The following is a 16,099-nucleotide window of genomic DNA, read 5'->3' as shown; positions in this document are numbered from 1 at the left end:
TGACCACGGTCAACACCTCCTCGCTTCGCTCGCAGTTGCCCAACTTTGACATGGCTCCGCCACCCTGCACAACCGATTTATGACGGCTACGGACGCTGGTCGGGTTTGCCGAATTGCTCGTGCCGGCCGAGGGAGCGCAGGTGGAACCATTCGCGCAGGCCGGCCGGGTCGCGACGGGTGACCAGGAAGAACCAGGAGAAGCGGATCCATTCCTGGGGGAGGAGCTTGCGCATGCCGGGTTGGGACATGAGGTAGCCGCGGTTGCGGTAGGTGAAGTAGCGCTTGATCGGGTCGTCCGGGTACTGGGTGTGCATGCGGCCGCCGAGGATCGGCTTGAATTCGTCGGCGCCGTTGGGGTGCAGGTACGCGGTCTGCAGACAGGTGCCGAAGGGCAGGCCGGAGCGGACCAGCCTGCGATGCACCTCGACCTCGTCACCGCGCACGAACAGGCGCAGGTCGGGCACGCCGATCACGTCGACGACCTTGGCGGAGATCAGGGCGCCGTTGAAGAGCGAGGCGATGCCGGGCAGGAAGTCCTCGTCGCCGAGTTCGGAACGCCGCCGCCGCCACACCACGCCGCGACGCAGCGGGAAGGCGAGCTGATCGGGTTCGTTGATATCGCAGACCACCGGCGACACCTCGACCAGCCCGTGCCGTTTCGCGCAATCCAGCAGGGTGGCAAGCACTTCCGGGCCCTCGGGCCGACCGTCGTCGTCGGCCAGCCAGACCCAGTCCGCGCCGAGGCTCAGCGCGTGCAGCATGCCGAGCGCGAAACCGCCCGCGCCGCCGAGGTTGTGCGCCGAGCCGAGGTAGGTGGCCTCGATCGGCTGATCGCGCACCAGGTCGGCGACCTCGGACTCGTTGGCGTTATCGACCACGATCAGGTGATCCACCGGACGAGCCTGGGAGGCAATGACTTTCAAGGACTCCGCGAGCAGCTCGCGCCGCTTGTGCGTCACCACGACGGCCACGATGCGGGCCGCGGGGCCGGTCTCTGTCGGTCCGTAGCTCTGCGACCCCGGGGCGACGGAAACCGGCACGGCCACCTCGCCCGCCTGCGGCACTACGGTTTTCGAAGCGGAATCGCCGACGGGCCCCGTCGCGCCACCCTGCTCCGGCGCGGAGTCGACCAGGGCATCCGCCCCGGCCTCGATCGGGGTGTCCTGCCCGGTCGGCTCACTCATGCCTTATTCCGCTCCAGTTCTCGTTCGGTTCCCATGGTCTTTCCGGCTTCCAATTCACGCTCGGCTTCCAATTCGCGCAGCACGGTCGCGACATGGTTGCCCGCGTCCGGACCCTCGTAGGCGCGTACCACTTCTTCGATACCGCCGCGCTGGCGGATCCGGCCGTGATCGATCCACAGCGCGGAATCGCAGAGCTGCGCGAGAAATTCGTTGGAATGACTGGCGAATACCAGGATGCCCGATCGGGCCACCAACTTCTGCAGGCGCAGCCGGGCCTTCTTCATGAATTCGGCGTCGATTGCGCCGATGCCCTCGTCGAGCAGCAGGATCTCGGGGTCGATCGACGTCACCACGCCCATCGCGAGCCGTACCCGCATGCCGGAGGAGTAGGTCCGCAGCGGCATGTACAGGTAGTCACCGAGGTCGGTGAAATCGGCGATTTCATCGACCTTGGCCAGCATGGACTTGCGCGTCTGCCCGAGGAAAAGGCCGCGGATGATGATGTTCTCGTAACCGGAGATCTCCGGGTCCATGCCGACACCGAGATCGAATACCGGCGCCACCCGGCCGCGGATGCGCGCGCTACCCCGGCTGGGTTCGTAAATGCCGGCGAGCAGCCGCAGCAGCGTCGATTTGCCCGCGCCGTTGTGCCCGACCAGGCCCACCCGGTCGCCTTCCTTCAGCGACAGCGTGATGTCGTTCAATGCCTCGACGACAACGACATCGGACTGGTTGCGCCCGATCGCGCCGCCCGCCTTGCCGAGAAACGCCTTCTTCAGCGACCGCGACTTGGCGTCGAAGATCGGGAATTCCACCCAGGCATGACGGGTTTCGATACTCACATGGTCGGTCATCGATGCCCTCCTAAACCCAGTACGGCACGCGCGAGCGGAACTGCTTCATCGCGAAGATCGCGACGAGCCAGCCGACCACGGTAATAGAGCCGACGATCACCCAGTGATACAGATGTTGATCCTGGCCGAGCAACGGCGCGCGAATGATCTCCAGGTAGTGGAACGTCGGGATGATCTCGGCCAGCTTCGCGCGCTCGCTGACCTGACCACCCTGCGACGTCAGGCTTTTCGTATTCCACATCACCGGGGTCAGCACGAACAGCATCAGCGTCAGGCTGCCGAGGATCGGCGCGATATCGCGGTAGCGGGTGCTGAAGATGCCGAACACGATCGACACCCACATCGCGTTGAGGAACAGCAGCCCGAGCGCGGGGATGGCGAATATCGCGGTCCAGTGCAGTTTCTCCCACACGCCGAACGCGACGAGCACCACGAAATAGATCACCATGTTGTGCGCGAAGAACAGCAGCTGGCGCCAGACCAGGCGATAGACGTGCACGCTCAGCGCCGAGGGGAGCTGCTTGATCAGCCCCTCGTTGGCGATGAAAACATCGGCGCCCTCGAGAATGCTCGCGTTGATCACATTCCAGACGATGATGCCGATCGCCACATAGGGCAGGTAGTCCTTGATCGGCTCGTTCAGCAGCGCGGCGTACAGCAGGCCGATCGCCGCGGCCTGCACACCGGTCGCGATGGTGATCCAGAACGGCCCGAGCACCGAGCGCCGGTACCGCTGTTTGATGTCCTGCCAGCCGAGCGACAACCACAGTTCCCGCTGCCCGAAACCGACGCGGAAATCCTTGAACGCACGGCGGTAGGTCTGCGAATCCGAGGGGAACGGCTCGGTGTCCACCGGTTCGGCAAGCGCAGTCGCCGTCGAGGTCTCGCTGGGGGTCACCTGATCCTCTTCCGCCGCGCTGTTGTCTTCGGAGCGCACCGCGCTGCCGTCGGAGGGATCGTCCTCCGAGCGCACGGATTCATCTGAGCTGTCATCTGAACGCACTGAGCTCTCTTCAGGACGCCCCGAACCCATGTCCGAGTCGGGGCGGGCGGCAGCGGCGGGCACGGTGCTCGACACTACCCTTGGACATTCCTACCGACCCGTCTGGACGCGGGTCGGGCACCTCACAAATACTGCCCGGACCCGCCGGTCACATGGTTGGCCGGACCGCCGCGTGGGTCGACCGCGTGGATGCCGGGCGGCAGCGCGCCCTGGCGCATCTGCTCCAGTTGCGCCCGCGCGGCCATCTGCTGCGCGAACAGCGCGGTCTGGATGCCGTGGAACAGTCCCTCCAGCCAGCCGACCAGCTGCGCTTGCGCGATCCGCAGTTCGGCGTCGGACGGAATGGCGTCGTCGGTGAACGGCAGCGTGAGCCGCTCGAGCTCGGCGCGCAGTTCCGGGGCAAGGCCCTGTTCCAATTCGCGCACCGACGACTTGTGGATCTCCTTGAGTCCGCTGCGGCTCGCGTCGTCGAGCGGAGCCGCGCGCACCTCCTCGAGCAGCTGCTTGATCATGGTGCCGATGCGCATGACCTTCGCGGGCTGCTCGACCATGTCGGCGAGCGATTCGCCGGTATCGTCCCGGTCGTCCGACTCGTCCTTCTTGTCCTCGTCGGTCACCACCTGCGCGGTGAAGGGCGCGTCCGCCGCGGCCTCCGCTGGGATGACCAACGGGCGGCCGTCCGGTCCGACAACGACGATGTGGTCCGGGGCCTCATCCGATTGCGTCATGGTCCCTATCATGTCGCGTCGTTCCCGAACGCGCTAAGTCGGTGTTCAGCGGGCCGCGGATAACGGGCTGCGAGCAGGTTGCCCCCGGTACTCGGGAGCGCTTGCGAGCGCGAATGCGCGAGGCCGCGCGTGGTGACCGGGTGGCGTTCTATTCTGTTCGGGTCGTGTGGTTCGGATTTGCTGAAAGTCGGTTGCCATGCTGAGTCCCAGGTCGCTGTGCCCCCGCTATGAAGCGGAGGGGAACGCGGTTACACAGGCTCGCCCGCTGCCCTTAGAGTGGCCAACATGACTTACGACGTCGCGAGGGTTCGGGGCCTGATACCGTCCCTCGGCGACGGCTGGATTCATCTCGACCCGCAAGCGGGCATGCTGGTGCCCGATGCGGTATCTCGCGCCGTCTCAACAGGATTCCGAACTTCCTCTTTTTCGCATATCGGTCGCAATGGTGCGGCGGTGCGCAGCGCCGCCATTCTGGACGCGGCCCGCGAGGCGGTGGCGGATCTGGTCGGCGGCGATCCGGCGGGCGTTGTGCTCGGCCCGGATCGAGCCGTGCTGCTCGCCTGGCTGGCCGAATCGCTGAGCTCGCGGCTCGGGCTCGGCACCGGCATCGTGTTGTCCCGGCTGGACGACGAGGCGAATGTCGCGCCGTGGTTGCGGATCGCCAATCGGTACGGCGCGCACGTGCGCTGGGCCGAGGTGGAGATCGAGACCTGCGAGATGCCGTCCTGGCAGTTCGAGGAGTTGATCGGGCCCACCGCGCGGCTGGTCGCGCTCACCGCCGCCTCGCCGATCGTCGGCTCCGCGCCCGCGGTCCGGGTGGCCGCCGACCGGGTGCACGAGGTGGGCGGCCTGCTCGTCGCGGACGCGTTCGGTGCGGCGCCCTACGCGCTCATCGACATCGATGAACTCAATGCCGACGTGGTCGCGCTCAGCGCGCCCGCCTGGGGCGGCCCGCAGATCGGCGCGCTGGTGTTCCGCGATCCGGCCTTCCTCGACCGGATTCCCTCGATGTCGCTGAACCCGTATGCGAAGGGGGCCGAGCGACTCGAGGTCGGCGGCCACCAATACGCCCTGCTCGCCGGGCTGACCACCTCGATCGACTTTCTCGCCGGACTCGACGAGCGGGCGCGCGGCAGCAGGCGCCAGCGGCTGGAAATGTCGATCACCTCGCTGCAGGACTACCACGATCAGTTGTTCGAGCATCTGATGGATGTGCTGGACAAGATCCCGAACCTGACCGTGATCGGCCGCGCCTCCACCCGAATCCCCACTGTCAGTTTCACTCTCGCGGGCATGCAGGCCGAGAAGGTCGCCGCCAAGCTCGCCGACAACCGCATCGGCACCCTCAGCGGCGTGCACGGCGGCAGCCGCCTGCTGGACGCCCTCGGCGTCAACGACGAAGGCGGCGCGGTAACCATCGGCCTAGCCCCCTACACCACCAGGTTCGAAATCGACCAGCTCGGCCGCGCCCTCGCCACCCTGGAGTAGCCCCGCCGCGTTCGGATTAGCCTCCCGCGCAACGATTCTCGTGCCGCGCTCGAAATAGTCGTCAATTCCGTACGCACCGAGCCGATCCGTGCGCGGCACCGAAGACCGTCGGTGCCGACCTACTCACCGCAAGGTTTCCGTCGCGCATCCCTTCTCGCGCTGCGCTCGAAATGGTCGGCAATTTCCTGCGCACCAAGCAAATTCGCTCGCGCCGCGCTCGAGATCGGCGGCGCCGTGCCACGTGCTTGTGGCAGGGGCTGTGTGCCGCGCATCAATTTGCGTGCTGCGCCCGAAGCGGTCGGCAATGTGGTGCGCGCCAAGCGAATTCGTGCGCGGAGGTTAGAGGTCCTGTACTCGCAGCACTACTTTGCCGAAGGCCTCGCTGGATTCCAGGAGTCGGTGCGCCTCGTTCGCGTCGGCGATCGGGACTTCCGCGTGGATGATCGGTGCGATGGTGCCGTCGGCGACCAGCGGCCACAGGTTCTTACGCACCTCGGCGATGATCTCGGCCTTGCTGCCGTGGCCGGTGGCCGGGCGGTTGCGCACATTGGTGGCGTGCACGGTGCCCCACTTGCGCAGTAGCGCAGCGACATTCAGCTCACCGTTGACGCCGCCCTGCATGCCGATGATCGTCAGGTGCCCGAAATTCGCCAGCGCATCGACGTTGCGGGACAGGTAGGCCGCGCCCATGTTGTCCAGGATGACGTCGGCGCCGCCTTCGGCCTGCACCGCGGCGACGAAATCGTCCTCCCGGTAGTTGATCAGCACGCTCGCGCCTAGGTCCTTGCACCGCGCCAGCTTCTCGGCCGAGCCCGCGGTGACCGCGACCCGCGCGCCGAGGCTGCGCGCCACCTGGATGGCGTGCGTGCCGATCCCGCTGCCGCCACCGTGAATCAACAGCAATTGGCCCGACCGCAGCCCAGCGGTCATCACCAGGTTCGACCACACCGTCGCCGCCACCTCGGGCAGCCCGGCGGCCGCACCGAGATCCAAGCCCTCGGGCACCGGCAGCAGCTGAGTGGCCGGCGCGACCGCCTTTTCGGCGTACCCGCCACCGGACAGCAGCGCACAGACCCGGTCGCCGACCTGCCAGTCGTGCACGCCGTCGCCGAGCTCGGTAATGACCCCGGAAACCTCCAGGCCGATCACCTCGCTGGCCCCCGGCGGCGGCGGGTAAAGCCCCTGCCGCTGCATCAGGTCGGCCCGATTCACTCCGGCAGCCGCGACCGAGATCAGCACCTCACCATGCCCCGGCACCGGATTCGGTGCGTCCGCCCACACCATCGCGTCGGGCCCGGCGGAACCACTCACCTTGATCGCACGCACAGACTCCATACTGCCCCCGTCCACCCCGCTGCGAACCGCGGGCCCCTCGCGAGCGCCGGGTTCGATCAGGTCCGGTGCTGTCCGCTGACTGATACGTCTTTCCCCACAGCGGGTTTCCGCAGTTGGGGGCGACATAGAATGAGCGGCGTGCATTCCGAACCGAGCAGTCCCGTGGCAGCCGAGCCGAGGTGGCTCTCCCCGGCGCAGCAACGGGCCTGGCGGGCCTATATGGACGGGCACCAGCGTCTGATGGCCACGTTGAACCGGCAGCTACAGCGCGACAGCGAGCTGAGCGTTGCCGAATACCGCATCCTGGTGCTGCTGTCCGAGGCCCCCGGCCGCGCGCTGCGGATGAGCGAGCTGGCCGACGGCGTGCTCTCCTCCCGGAGCCGCCTCACCCACCAGATCCGTCGCCTGGAGGCCGAGCGCATGGTGCGCCGCAACACCTGCCTCGAGGACGGCCGCGGCGTGCTCGCCGAGCTCACCGACGAGGGCATGCGCCGCCTCGAAGCCGCCGCTCCCGGCCACGTCGAAGCCGTCCGCCGCGACTTCGTCGACCTGCTCACCCCACACCAGCTAGAGGTCATCGCCGAGGTCTTCGCCCGCATCGATCAGGAAATCGGAACGCGCCCCACCTGAGCCGTCCGCTACCATCGTGATCCGAGGAGACGTGGCAGAGCGGCCGAATGCACTCGCCTTGAAAGCGAGCGTCGAGAGATCGACCGGGGGTTCAAATCCCTCCGTCTCCGCTGAGTAGGTCGCAGGTCGGGGCTGGTTTCTCCAAACCATCCCCGGTCTTGCGGTTGCTGGTTGAATGGCTTTGGTGCGACGGAACCCGTTGTGCTCGAAGCCATTAGCGGGCAGGATCCGGTCGTGTGATGAACAGACGAATCCATGGATCCATCCTGCTCGCCGCGTCCGTCGCGGCCGTGACATTCGCACCCTTTACCGCCGCCCCCGCAATCGCGGCGTCACCGTTCAAGGCCCCCGAGGTCACCTTCGAGGTCACCGCGCCGGGAACGGTCACGGCGACCCTGCACAACACGAACGATCGCGGCCAGTGCTGGGCGGAAGCCGGCGTCGGTCCCGACAAGAACCACGTCTTCTTCGGCGAGGGCAAGCTGGAGTCGCTGGCCCAGCCCGGCCAGACGATCAAGACCACGTTGACCGGTCTCGAGCCGGGCTCCACCATCACCGCGCGGGGCGGGTGCGCCGACACCAGCCCTGCGGGCGGATACGAGCTGGGCGCGCCGGTCGACATCGTCGTCACCCCCGCCGCCCCCAAACCGCCGACCGGTAGCTTCGGGAGCTAGCCTCCCCGACCGCCGCGACGAGTGGCGCAGGGGTTCGGGGGTGCCCACCGCCGACCCTCGCGCCCCTCGCCCGTCGCTCCGAAAACGGCAGCGCGTGTTTGTCTCCCGCGCCGCCGGGTAACCGCCCGTCGACTGGGCGGTGGCGTGCTCGCCTTGGGGCGAACGCGACATCGACGCCATCAAGGACGGGAGACGCCGATGAGCGACGAGGAACGCCGCGCCGACGACGCGACTGAGGCCGACAAACCGATTGTGCGCGGGCCGATCGACGAGGAGGCGCTGCGCGCGGATCGTGATGGGGCCAGAGAGGAACTCGGGCAACCGGTTTCGGAGTCAACCGGCAAACCACGCGACACTGCGGACGCCGCACGCGAGACGGTGCGCGACACCGCGGACACCGCGCGGGAAAAGGTCCAGGAAACCGCGAACGTCGCACGCGCGCAGGTGTCCCAGGCCACAGACGCTGCACGGGAAAAAGCCACGGAGACAACCGAAGTCGCCGCCGCGAAGACCGATCAGGCGCAGGCAGCCGCGAGCCGGAAGACGGCCGAGGCAGCGGCGAGCAAGAAGGCCACCGAGACCAAGACGGTCGCGAGTAAGAAGGTCGCTGCGACCGAACGGGCCGCGAGCAAGAAGGTCGCGCAGACCAAAGAATCCGCGAGCGAGGTCGCCGCGCAGACCAAAGAATCCGCGAGTCAGGTTGGTGCGCAGGCCAAGGAGTCCGCGAGCAAGGTCGCCGCGCAGGCCAAGGATTCGGCAGGCCAGCTGGCCGCCGAGGCCAAGGAGTCCGCGAACCGCAAGGCCGCCGAAGCAAGGGCAGCCGCCGGCCGCGACGCCGCCCAGGCAGCGGCGGCCGCGCGCGAGCAGGCCGCGCAGGCAACGGAATCCGCGAGCCGATCGGCCGCGCAGGCCAAGCAGGTGCTCGCGGAGACGACTCAGCGGGCCAAGGCACAGACCCGAGAACTCGCCGATCGGGTCGAGGCCGCAACACCCGAGCCGGTGGTCGAACGCGGCAGGCAGGCCGCCGACGTGGCCCGCAGCCAGCCGGCGGCAGTCGCCGGTGCCGCGGTGCTCGCAGCCCTCCTCGTCTGGTGGATCCTGCGTCGACGGCAATCGTAAGGTGACAGCCCCGCCGACCGGCGGGGTCGTTCACCTTCACTCGTCGGCGTCCCCGCTGAAATCCCGGCGGACGAAGTTAGGTCGGATATCGGGATCCGGCGGGTCGTAGTACCGATGGAAGGTCGGCGTCAGCCCCGAGGAGATCGGCGGGTTGATCCAACTCCAATCGGTGGGGCAGGTCCGCCCTGCGGCCTCTTCCCGTTGCACGTGATCGCAGAACTGCTTGGCCACCGTGTGGTGGTCGACGATGTACACCCCCGCCTTGCGGAAGCTGTGCAGCACCGCGCGATTGAGTTCGACCAGGGCGGAGTCACGCCACAGGTTGCGCTCGGATCGGGTGTCCAGGCACATCATTTCGGCGATCAGCGGCAGCATGTTGTAGCGATTGGTGTCGCTGAGATTGCGTGCGCCGATTTCCGCGCCCATGTACCAGCCGTTGAACGGCGCGAACGGGTACGTGACGCCGCCGACTTCGAGGTTCATGTTGGAGACCGCGGGCAGCGCGTGCCAGCGCAGGCCGAGCCCGGCGAACCATTCGAACTCCGGGTGCTCCAGCTCCACCTCACGAGCCAGCTCCGGCGGAATGTCGAACCAGCGGATCGGCTCGTCCGGCGTGCTGATCAGCAGCGGCAGTATGTCGAATGGTGTTCTGGCACCGCGCCATCCGAGTTTCATCGCGAATTCCGTGAGCGTCACGTTCGCCGCGTCACCGGTCACCGTGCCGTCGCCGTTGCGGTAGCCCGCGTACCGGATGAGCTGCGGGCTGACGACGCGGAATTCCCGCCCGTCGGGCTGGCGCGGCGGGCCGACCGTGATCATCGATTGAATGGCGCCGCCATTGGTGGCCATCTGCAAATGCTGCCAGCAGACCTCGGCCAGGTCGCGCGCGGACCGCACGCGCCGCGCGTCGAGCAATTTCAGTGAGCGCCAATGTTTTCGGCCGACACAGCGGGCGTGGTTGCGCCAGGCGAGTTTGGCGCCGATCAGGATTTCCTCGGCGGTCTGCAGGTAGCCACCGGTTTGTTCGAGCTGCTCCAGCGCGATGCGGCGGCGTTGGGACGACAGGTGGGCCAATTCCGGCATGCGGAAGAATTCATCGCACTCACGTAGCCGGCGCTTCAGGTCGGTGCTGAAAGGCTTTGTGTCCGGCGAGTTTTCGAGCGGCGGTACAGGTAACACAGGATTCACGGTTTTCTCCGGTCGGGCATAGGTACTGCGGTGAAACAGACGAGTTCGAGCGGGAGAATTCGCGTAGGCGCGCAGCCGACACCGTCACCCGGCGGTGGCCCGCGAGGGCGGGTCGGCGCGGTGATGCCGCGAAATAGCTTCGGCTCGAAGCGAAGTGCGGTGCATCCGGGACTGTCGCGACTGCGTACCGAGCGGCCGGTCTGCTTGCTGTACTTAAGCGCAGCGAGTTGACCTCGGTGCCGATGGTGCGGATCCACGATCATGCTCGTCCTTGTTCATGCCCGGAAGAGGCCCGGAGAGTAGCGTACGGCGGGTGTGCTGGCAGTGTGCCCAGATTTGCTGGATTTGCTGGGTCGGCCCAAGTCGCGGCTTGAAATCGGGTGTCGTCGAGTCCCATTGACGACGTTCGGTGCTCCGATAGCCAGGGTTTGCTGTGGTCTGAATCGAGTGCCTGAGGCGCGCGGAACGGGTGACATCCGCTACAGCACTGCCGGGCCGACCGCGCTCACCAGATGGGATCGCCGTCGCGTCGCGCAGGCTCGCCGGCGGGCAACGGCGCTGGCAGTGCCGAATTCTGGCACCCCAGAAGCTCAAACGTGGCCCTGGTCACATCTTATGGCGACCCGCTATGGCCGCCCGTTTGATCAGGGCATTTCTGGCAGGATGGGTCGCATGCTGTCTCGGCGCAGGGTGCGGCGCTGGGTTTCCAGCGTCTTGGTCAGCGCGGCACTGGTTTCCGGTGCTGTGGCGTTCGGCGCTCCCCAGTTGTCCGCGGCCCCCTCTGAACCATCCAAACCAAGTAGCGGCTCCTCGGACGGCCCTGGCCCGGCCGAGCCGACCACGGACCGACCGGCCAAACCGGCGATCGACCGCATCGAACCGATCAACGATCGGTGGCTGCGGGTCTTCGTCGAATCACCCGCCATGAGCCGCACCGTCGAGGTGCAGGTGCTGCTGCCGCGCGACACGTCGAAACCACGCCCGACCGTCTACATGCTCGACGGTCGCAGCGCGAACCCGACCAGCAACAACTGGACCGATATGGGCCACGCCGACCGCTTCTTCGAGGACAAAGACGTCAACGTCGTGCTGACCGTCGGCGGCCCGGCCAGCTTCTACACCGACTGGAAGAAGCCGGATCCGGTGCTCGGCACGAACATGTGGGACACCTTCCTGGCCCGCGAGCTGCCGCCGCTGATCGACGCGAAGTTCAAGGGCAACGGCCGCAACGCCGTGATGGGTGTGTCCATGGGCGCCGAAGCCGCGATGATGCTGTCCATCCGGCACCCGCAGCTCTACACCGCGATAGCGGCGCACAGCGGCTGCTTCTCCATGGGCACCGACCTCGGCCAGGCGCAGGCCAGGGCCGTGATCGCCACCTATCAGGGCGAGCCGGACAACATGTTCGGCGCGCAGGACGATCCCGCTTGGCTGGACCACGACGTCACGCTGCACGCGGAAGCGTTGCGCGGCAAGACGATCTACATGTCCGTCGGCAGCGGCGTGCCCGGCATCCACGACGTGCCCGGCGAGCCGGACGTCGACGTGGCCACCGCGATCAGTTTCGGCGGGCCGCTGGAGGCCGCCACCAATGCCTGCACCCGCAGGCTCACCGATCGGCTGCGCGCCCTCGGTATCCCGGTGACCGCCGACTTCCGGGCGACCGGAACCCACTCGTGGCCGTATTGGGCCGACGAGCTGGTCCAGTCGTGGCCGGTCGTGGCGGGCGCCCTCGGCGTCTGAGGGCTTATCCCAGGAAGCGTTCGAGCACCGCCGGATCGGTGGCGAAGCTCAGGAACAGGTCGTTCTCGTGCGGATCGCCGGTGGTGATGCGCACCCCGTCGGCGCCATAGGGCCGAACCAGCACGCCCGCCTCGGCGCTCGCCGCACCGAACTCGGCGCTGCGCTCGCCCAGCGGCAGCCAGACGAAGTTGGTCTCGCTCTGCGGCACTTCGTAGCCCGCCGCCAGCAGGGCGTCGCGCACGCGGTCTCGTTCGATCACCAGCGTGTGCGTGCGGTCCAGCAATTCGTGCCGCGCGTCCAGCGAGGCGATCGCCGCGGCCTGCGCGACCCGGTTCACGCTGAACGGGATGTGCACCTTCATCAGCGCCGTGATCACCGCAGGATCGCCCACCGCGTACCCGGCGCGCAGCCCGGCCAGCCCGTACGCCTTCGAGAAGGTGCGCAGCACAATGACATTGGGCCGGGTGCGACCGAGCTCGATGCCGTTCGGGAAGTCCTCTTCGGCCAGCCGCATGTACTCGAAGTACGCCTCGTCCAGCACGACGAGCACCCGCTCGGGCACCGCGTCCAGGAAACGGGTCAGCTCGGCCGTGCCGACCGCGGTGCCGGTCGGATTGTTCGGATTGCAGACGAAGATCAGCTTGGTCCGCTCGGTGACCGCCGCGGCCATCGCGTCCAGGTCGTGCCGATAGTCCGGGGCGAGCGGCACCTGAACGGCGGTCGCGTTGCCCACCTTGGTGACGATCGGATAGGCCTCGAACGAGCGCCAGGCGAACAGCACCTCGTCGGTCGGTGCGTCGCAGGTGATCTGCACCAGTTCCTGGCACAGCGCGACGCTGCCGCAGCCGACCGCGACGTTCGCCGGCATGACCCCGAGAAAATCGGCCAGCGCGGCACGCAGCTCGACAGCCTGGTTGTCCGGATACCGGTTGGCCAACTCGGCCGCCTCGGCGATGGCCTTGGCGGCGGCGGGCAGCGGACCGAAGGTGGTCTCGTTGCTGGCGAGCTTGACCGCGCCGGGATGGTTGCGGCCTGGGACGTACGCCGGAATCGAGTCGAGGTCCGGCCGGGTTGACGCTGTCACACACCAACCATAGGTGGCCTGGTGCAAAGCCTGACTCGCGTACCGAAAATTCTGTGGCCGATAGGCCCTCAACAGCAATTTCTACCGAAGATCAGGAAGTCGCCCTACGCTGGTTTCATGTCGGGCACCTACAACGACCTAGCCCCCCTGCGCTGCGACGACCGGTCGCCGGGACCTGCGACCGACTCGATGCATCAGGCCGCCGATACCCAGGTGCCCATCATCGTGGTCGAACCCGAGGGCAATGCCCGGGGCGGCATCGTGATGCTGCACGAAGCCCGCGAGTTCACCGGCGCGCTGCTGGCCCTGATGAGCGCGCTGGCGATGGAGGGCTGGACGGTGGTCGCGCCCAACCTGTTCCATCGGTCCAGTCGCGAGTCGGCCGTCGAGGTGTTCGGCGACGAACTCTTCGACGACTTCGACGCCTGCTTCGACTGGCTCACCCGGCACGGTGTGTTCCCCGACACCATCGGCGTGCTCGGCTTCGATTCCGCGGGCACCGCCGCGTTCCTGGTCGCCACCAACCGTCCGGTCGGCGCGGCGGTCAGCGTCGCGGCACCCGGCATCATCGAGCCGCTCACCGACCAGGCCGACGCCCTGGTCCGGGTCGCCCCACATCTGCAGGCCCCCTGGCTCGGCCTGTTCGGCACCGACGACCCGGCCACCCCACCGGTCGAGGTCGAGCGACTGCGCGACGCGACCGGTCGCGCCGCCGTGGCGAGCCTGGTCGTCAGCTACCCGGGCCTGCGTCATCGCGCCGACCATCCGGCCACCGAGGACGACTACGGTCTGGTCGACTCACAGACCCGTATTTTCGACTGGTTCGACAGCAACTTACGCTGATAACCAGCCGTTTTGCGATCTGGACAAGGGCTACTGTAATCTTCATGCTCGGCGGTTCGAAAGGACCGGTGCCCTCGAAGAGAAGGCTCCAGGAGGCGTGCCAGAGCGGCCGAATGGGACTCACTGCTAATGAGTTGTCCCTTCACGGGGACCGGAGGTTCAAATCCTCTCGCCTCCGCCACAACCCGGGAAACCGGTACAACTGAATACCCACGCGGCTGTAGCTCAACGGATAGAGCATCTGACTACGGATCAGAAGGTTAGGGGTTCGAATCCCTTCAGCCGCACAGAATCAAAGCCCTGACAGTCTCACTGTCAGGGCTTTGATCATTCGCGGAGCGTCCTCGTCGTGCGGAGCAATCGACCTACGGGCTCGTGACCGGCTGCTCGGGTGCGTCGGTAGTCCGACTCCTCCCGAATAGCCTGGCGAACAGCCGAAAGATCTTCGAAGACAGGTAGAACACGATAGATGCCGCAACGATCAAGACGGCGAAGTCGCCCATCAGAAACGGGGCGAGTGCGAGCAAGCTCAATGGCAGCGTCACGTAGGTGAGGGTTCGCCTCAGGTCGACGTCCCATGTCCGGTAGTTCACGTGTTCTCCTCATGGGCGGCGGACTCGACGGTGGTATCGCGAGAGTCGGAGAGCCGGGATGACTCGATAGCGCCATTCCTCAGTACAGATCTCGAGCCTATGGCGCGGATTCTGACGTACAAAACGCTTCGAGCTGCACGATGATCCTCGAATGATCTGGCCACGGGCCTCGCTACCGATGCGAGTCGCCGGGAACTTCGTGAGCGCGAAAACTATTGCATCAACGATTCATCCGGCACCTGCGGGAAGCGTCGAAACCACCGCGGCTGAACACCTGTCACTGTGGGTCTGTTCGGAACGCCCTGCGGTAAGCGCCGGGGGTGGTGCCGAGGGCGCGCAGGAAGCGTCGGCGGAGGTTGGTGGCGGAGGAGAGGCCGACGCGGCGGGCGATGGCGTCCAGGGGCAGGTCTGAGGTTTCCAGTAGTTCTCGTGCGACGGCGATCCGTTGGGCGAGTAACCACTGGCCGGGGCCGATGCCGAGTTGGTCGGTGAATCGGCGGGCGAGGGTGCGGGGTGAGACGGCGGCCTGTGCGGCCAGGTCCTCGACCGTGAGTGGTTCGTCGAGCCGGGCGGTGATCCACTCCAGTAGTGGTGCGAGCGAGCCATCGATCTGAGCGGGGTGTGGTGGTGCCGCGTATTGCAACTGTCCGCCCTCGCGATGCGGCGGCATGACCATGCTGCGTGCGACCTGTGCGGCGTAGCCGGCTCCGTGATCCGTTCGGACCAGGTGCAGGCACAGGTCGATGCCCGCGCCGGCGCCGGCGCTGGTGGCCACGTCGCCGTGATCGACGTAGAGCACGTCGCGGTCGACGGATATGGCGGGGAAGCGTTCGGCCAGCTCGTCTGCGCGGGCCCAGTGTGTGGTCGCACGGCGTCCGTCCAGCAGACCGGTGTGGGCCAGCGCGAAGACGCCGGAGCAGATGCTGACCAGCCGCGCGCCGCGGTCGTGTGCACCTTGCAGGGACCGGATAACGGCCGGGGAAGGTGCTTCCTCAGTAGGTAGCCACCCAGGGACGATCACGGTGTCGGCCTGGTCGAGCGCGTCGAGTCCGTCGGTCACGTGCATGGCGTATCCGGCGTACGTCGCGACTGGTCCGGGGTGCTCGGTGCACACACTGAATGTGTATCGCGTCGGCAGCCCGCCGCGCTCGATCCCGAATACCTCTGCCGCGCAACTGAGCTCGAAGGTCGACTGAGGCGGGTGGACTAGGGCTATGACGCGGTGCATGGCAGAAAAGTACCCCGAGATGTCATTTCTGACACTCGGCAGCGGCGGGTTGTGCGGCAAGGCTGGCTACATGACAACAGACTTGAACATGGCCGGCTACGAATGGTCGACCGCGCAGGACGCTCCGGTTCGCGAACTCTTCCCCGGCATCCGCTCGCGTTCATTGTGGCTCGGCGGTAGTGGCGCGAAGGCATACCTCCTCGAGATGGATCCGAACTCCTGCTGGCAGGGAATCGACGTTCACGAACCGGGGCCCGAGGAGGTATTCGTGGTTTCCGGAGTCTTCAACGACGGCGTCAGGGACTATCCCGCAGGCTCCTTCATCCATGCCCCAGCGGGTTCCTCGCACATTCCACAGACGACGACCGGCTGCACGCTGTTCGTCTTCTATCCCGAGGGCTAGCA

The 16,099-nt window shown here is 66.9% G+C and carries 17 protein-coding genes and 3 tRNA genes; 10 read left to right on the top strand and 10 right to left on the bottom strand.

The features are described from left to right. Positions 1 to 86: 86 nt before the first annotated feature. From ABZ942_RS08005 to ABZ942_RS07990, 4 genes are all read right to left on the bottom strand, one after another. Positions 87 to 1,184: a glycosyltransferase gene (locus ABZ942_RS08005; protein ID WP_357379968.1), complete on the bottom strand. Its 1,098-nt coding sequence runs from the start codon at positions 1,182 to 1,184 to the stop codon at positions 87 to 89. Beyond that, positions 1,181 to 2,038 carry an ABC transporter ATP-binding protein gene (locus tag ABZ942_RS08000; RefSeq protein ID WP_357379967.1) on the bottom strand — a complete coding sequence of 286 codons (858 nt, stop codon included), beginning with the start codon at positions 2,036 to 2,038 and terminating at the stop codon, positions 1,181 to 1,183. The genes ABZ942_RS08005 and ABZ942_RS08000 overlap by 4 nt, the downstream gene beginning before the upstream one ends. Before the next feature lie 10 nt (positions 2,039 to 2,048). Continuing rightward, positions 2,049 to 3,011 carry an ABC transporter permease gene (locus ABZ942_RS07995; RefSeq protein WP_357379966.1) on the bottom strand — a complete coding sequence of 321 codons (963 nt, stop codon included), beginning with the start codon at positions 3,009 to 3,011 and terminating at the stop codon, positions 2,049 to 2,051. A gap of 152 nt (positions 3,012 to 3,163) precedes the next feature. After that, positions 3,164 to 3,769: a bacterial proteasome activator family protein gene (locus ABZ942_RS07990; protein ID WP_357379965.1), complete on the bottom strand. Its 606-nt coding sequence runs from the start codon at positions 3,767 to 3,769 to the stop codon at positions 3,164 to 3,166. Positions 3,770 to 4,054: 285 nt separating this feature from the next. Between ABZ942_RS07990 and ABZ942_RS07985 the strand changes: the two genes are divergently transcribed. Then, positions 4,055 to 5,257 (top strand): cysteine desulfurase-like protein, encoded by a 1,203-nt coding sequence (locus tag ABZ942_RS07985; RefSeq protein ID WP_357379964.1) that lies wholly within the window; start codon positions 4,055 to 4,057, stop codon positions 5,255 to 5,257. Positions 5,258 to 5,596: 339 nt separating this feature from the next. Here the strand turns inward: ABZ942_RS07985 and ABZ942_RS07980 are convergent, their stop codons facing one another. Next, positions 5,597 to 6,583, bottom strand: a complete 987-nt coding sequence (locus ABZ942_RS07980) for an NAD(P)H-quinone oxidoreductase (RefSeq protein WP_357380366.1) — start codon at positions 6,581 to 6,583, stop codon at positions 5,597 to 5,599. Between the two features lie 138 nt (positions 6,584 to 6,721). Here ABZ942_RS07980 and ABZ942_RS07975 point away from each other — a divergent pair, with 138 nt between their 5' ends. The 4 genes from ABZ942_RS07975 (at position 6,722) to ABZ942_RS07960 (ending at position 9,015) form a co-directional block, all read left to right on the top strand. Further along, complete coding sequence (locus tag ABZ942_RS07975; protein WP_357379963.1) at positions 6,722 to 7,222, top strand: MarR family transcriptional regulator; 501 nt, start codon at positions 6,722 to 6,724, stop codon at positions 7,220 to 7,222. Between the two features lie 25 nt (positions 7,223 to 7,247). Further along, a tRNA-Ser gene (locus ABZ942_RS07970) sits at positions 7,248 to 7,332 on the top strand. Between the two features lie 129 nt (positions 7,333 to 7,461). Then, positions 7,462 to 7,896 carry a hypothetical protein gene (locus ABZ942_RS07965; RefSeq protein ID WP_357379962.1) on the top strand — a complete coding sequence of 145 codons (435 nt, stop codon included), beginning with the start codon at positions 7,462 to 7,464 and terminating at the stop codon, positions 7,894 to 7,896. Between the two features lie 198 nt (positions 7,897 to 8,094). After that, on the top strand, positions 8,095 to 9,015 hold the full coding sequence (locus ABZ942_RS07960; protein ID WP_357379961.1) for a hypothetical protein: 921 nt from the start codon (positions 8,095 to 8,097) through the stop codon (positions 9,013 to 9,015). Positions 9,016 to 9,051: 36 nt separating this feature from the next. Here ABZ942_RS07960 and ABZ942_RS07955 read toward each other — a convergent pair whose 3' ends face one another. After that, entirely contained in the window at positions 9,052 to 10,137 is a 1,086-nt protein-coding gene (locus ABZ942_RS07955; protein ID WP_357380365.1) for a nitric oxide synthase oxygenase, read from the bottom strand. A 710-nt stretch (positions 10,138 to 10,847) separates the two neighbouring features. Beyond that, entirely contained in the window at positions 10,848 to 11,129 is a 282-nt protein-coding gene (locus ABZ942_RS07950) for a hypothetical protein (RefSeq protein ID WP_357379960.1), read from the bottom strand. Between ABZ942_RS07950 and ABZ942_RS07945 the strand changes: the two genes are divergently transcribed. Next, complete coding sequence (locus tag ABZ942_RS07945) at positions 11,128 to 11,946, top strand: alpha/beta hydrolase family protein (protein ID WP_357379959.1); 819 nt, start codon at positions 11,128 to 11,130, stop codon at positions 11,944 to 11,946. The two genes, ABZ942_RS07950 and ABZ942_RS07945, sit on opposite strands and share 2 nt — an antisense overlap. Positions 11,947 to 11,950: 4 nt before the next feature. Here the strand turns inward: ABZ942_RS07945 and hisC are convergent, their stop codons facing one another. Continuing rightward, entirely contained in the window at positions 11,951 to 13,030 is a 1,080-nt protein-coding gene (hisC, locus tag ABZ942_RS07940) for a histidinol-phosphate transaminase (RefSeq protein ID WP_357379958.1), read from the bottom strand. Between the two features lie 117 nt (positions 13,031 to 13,147). Between hisC and ABZ942_RS07935 the strand changes: the two genes are divergently transcribed. From ABZ942_RS07935 to ABZ942_RS07925, 3 genes are all read left to right on the top strand, one after another. Then, positions 13,148 to 13,873, top strand: a complete 726-nt coding sequence (locus tag ABZ942_RS07935) for a dienelactone hydrolase family protein (protein ID WP_357379957.1) — start codon at positions 13,148 to 13,150, stop codon at positions 13,871 to 13,873. Positions 13,874 to 13,964: 91 nt separating this feature from the next. After that, positions 13,965 to 14,054, top strand: a tRNA-Ser gene (locus ABZ942_RS07930). 33 nt (positions 14,055 to 14,087) lie between these two features. After that, positions 14,088 to 14,160, top strand: a tRNA-Arg gene (locus tag ABZ942_RS07925). Between the two features lie 78 nt (positions 14,161 to 14,238). Here the strand turns inward: ABZ942_RS07925 and ABZ942_RS07920 are convergent. Continuing rightward, entirely contained in the window at positions 14,239 to 14,466 is a 228-nt protein-coding gene (locus ABZ942_RS07920) for a hypothetical protein (RefSeq protein ID WP_357379956.1), read from the bottom strand. A gap of 277 nt (positions 14,467 to 14,743) precedes the next feature. Then, a complete protein-coding gene (locus ABZ942_RS07915; RefSeq protein ID WP_357379955.1) occupies positions 14,744 to 15,694 on the bottom strand; it encodes a helix-turn-helix domain-containing protein in 951 nt (316 codons plus the stop codon). Positions 15,695 to 15,782: 88 nt separating this feature from the next. Between ABZ942_RS07915 and ABZ942_RS07910 the strand changes: the two genes are divergently transcribed. Next, positions 15,783 to 16,097, top strand: a complete 315-nt coding sequence (locus ABZ942_RS07910) for a cupin domain-containing protein (protein WP_357380364.1) — start codon at positions 15,783 to 15,785, stop codon at positions 16,095 to 16,097. The last annotated feature ends 2 nt before the right edge of the window (positions 16,098 to 16,099 follow it).

The organism is Nocardia sp. NPDC046473 (genome assembly GCF_040645995.1).
Lineage (GTDB): Bacteria > Actinomycetota > Actinomycetes > Mycobacteriales > Mycobacteriaceae > Nocardia.
The sequence above is the reverse complement of the archived record's forward strand: the minus strand, read 5'-3'. Positions and strand labels throughout refer to the sequence as shown.

Coding starts and splice junctions, on each gene's coding strand:
- ABZ942_RS08005 (WP_357379968.1), bottom strand. CDS start 1,184: ATGAGTGAGCCGACCGGGCAGGACACCCCGATCGAGGCCGGGGCGGAT.
- ABZ942_RS08000 (WP_357379967.1), bottom strand. CDS start 2,038: ATGACCGACCATGTGAGTATCGAAACCCGTCATGCCTGGGTGGAATTC.
- ABZ942_RS07990 (WP_357379965.1), bottom strand. CDS start 3,769: ATGACGCAATCGGATGAGGCCCCGGACCACATCGTCGTTGTCGGACCG.
- ABZ942_RS07985 (WP_357379964.1), top strand. CDS start 4,055: ATGACTTACGACGTCGCGAGGGTTCGGGGCCTGATACCGTCCCTCGGC.
- ABZ942_RS07975 (WP_357379963.1), top strand. CDS start 6,722: ATGAGCGGCGTGCATTCCGAACCGAGCAGTCCCGTGGCAGCCGAGCCG.
- ABZ942_RS07965 (WP_357379962.1), top strand. CDS start 7,462: ATGAACAGACGAATCCATGGATCCATCCTGCTCGCCGCGTCCGTCGCG.
- ABZ942_RS07960 (WP_357379961.1), top strand. CDS start 8,095: ATGAGCGACGAGGAACGCCGCGCCGACGACGCGACTGAGGCCGACAAA.
- ABZ942_RS07945 (WP_357379959.1), top strand. CDS start 11,128: ATGAGCCGCACCGTCGAGGTGCAGGTGCTGCTGCCGCGCGACACGTCG.
- ABZ942_RS07950 (WP_357379960.1), bottom strand. CDS start 11,129: ATGGCGGGTGATTCGACGAAGACCCGCAGCCACCGATCGTTGATCGGT.
- ABZ942_RS07935 (WP_357379957.1), top strand. CDS start 13,148: ATGTCGGGCACCTACAACGACCTAGCCCCCCTGCGCTGCGACGACCGG.
- ABZ942_RS07915 (WP_357379955.1), bottom strand. CDS start 15,694: ATGCACCGCGTCATAGCCCTAGTCCACCCGCCTCAGTCGACCTTCGAG.
- ABZ942_RS07910 (WP_357380364.1), top strand. CDS start 15,783: ATGGCCGGCTACGAATGGTCGACCGCGCAGGACGCTCCGGTTCGCGAA.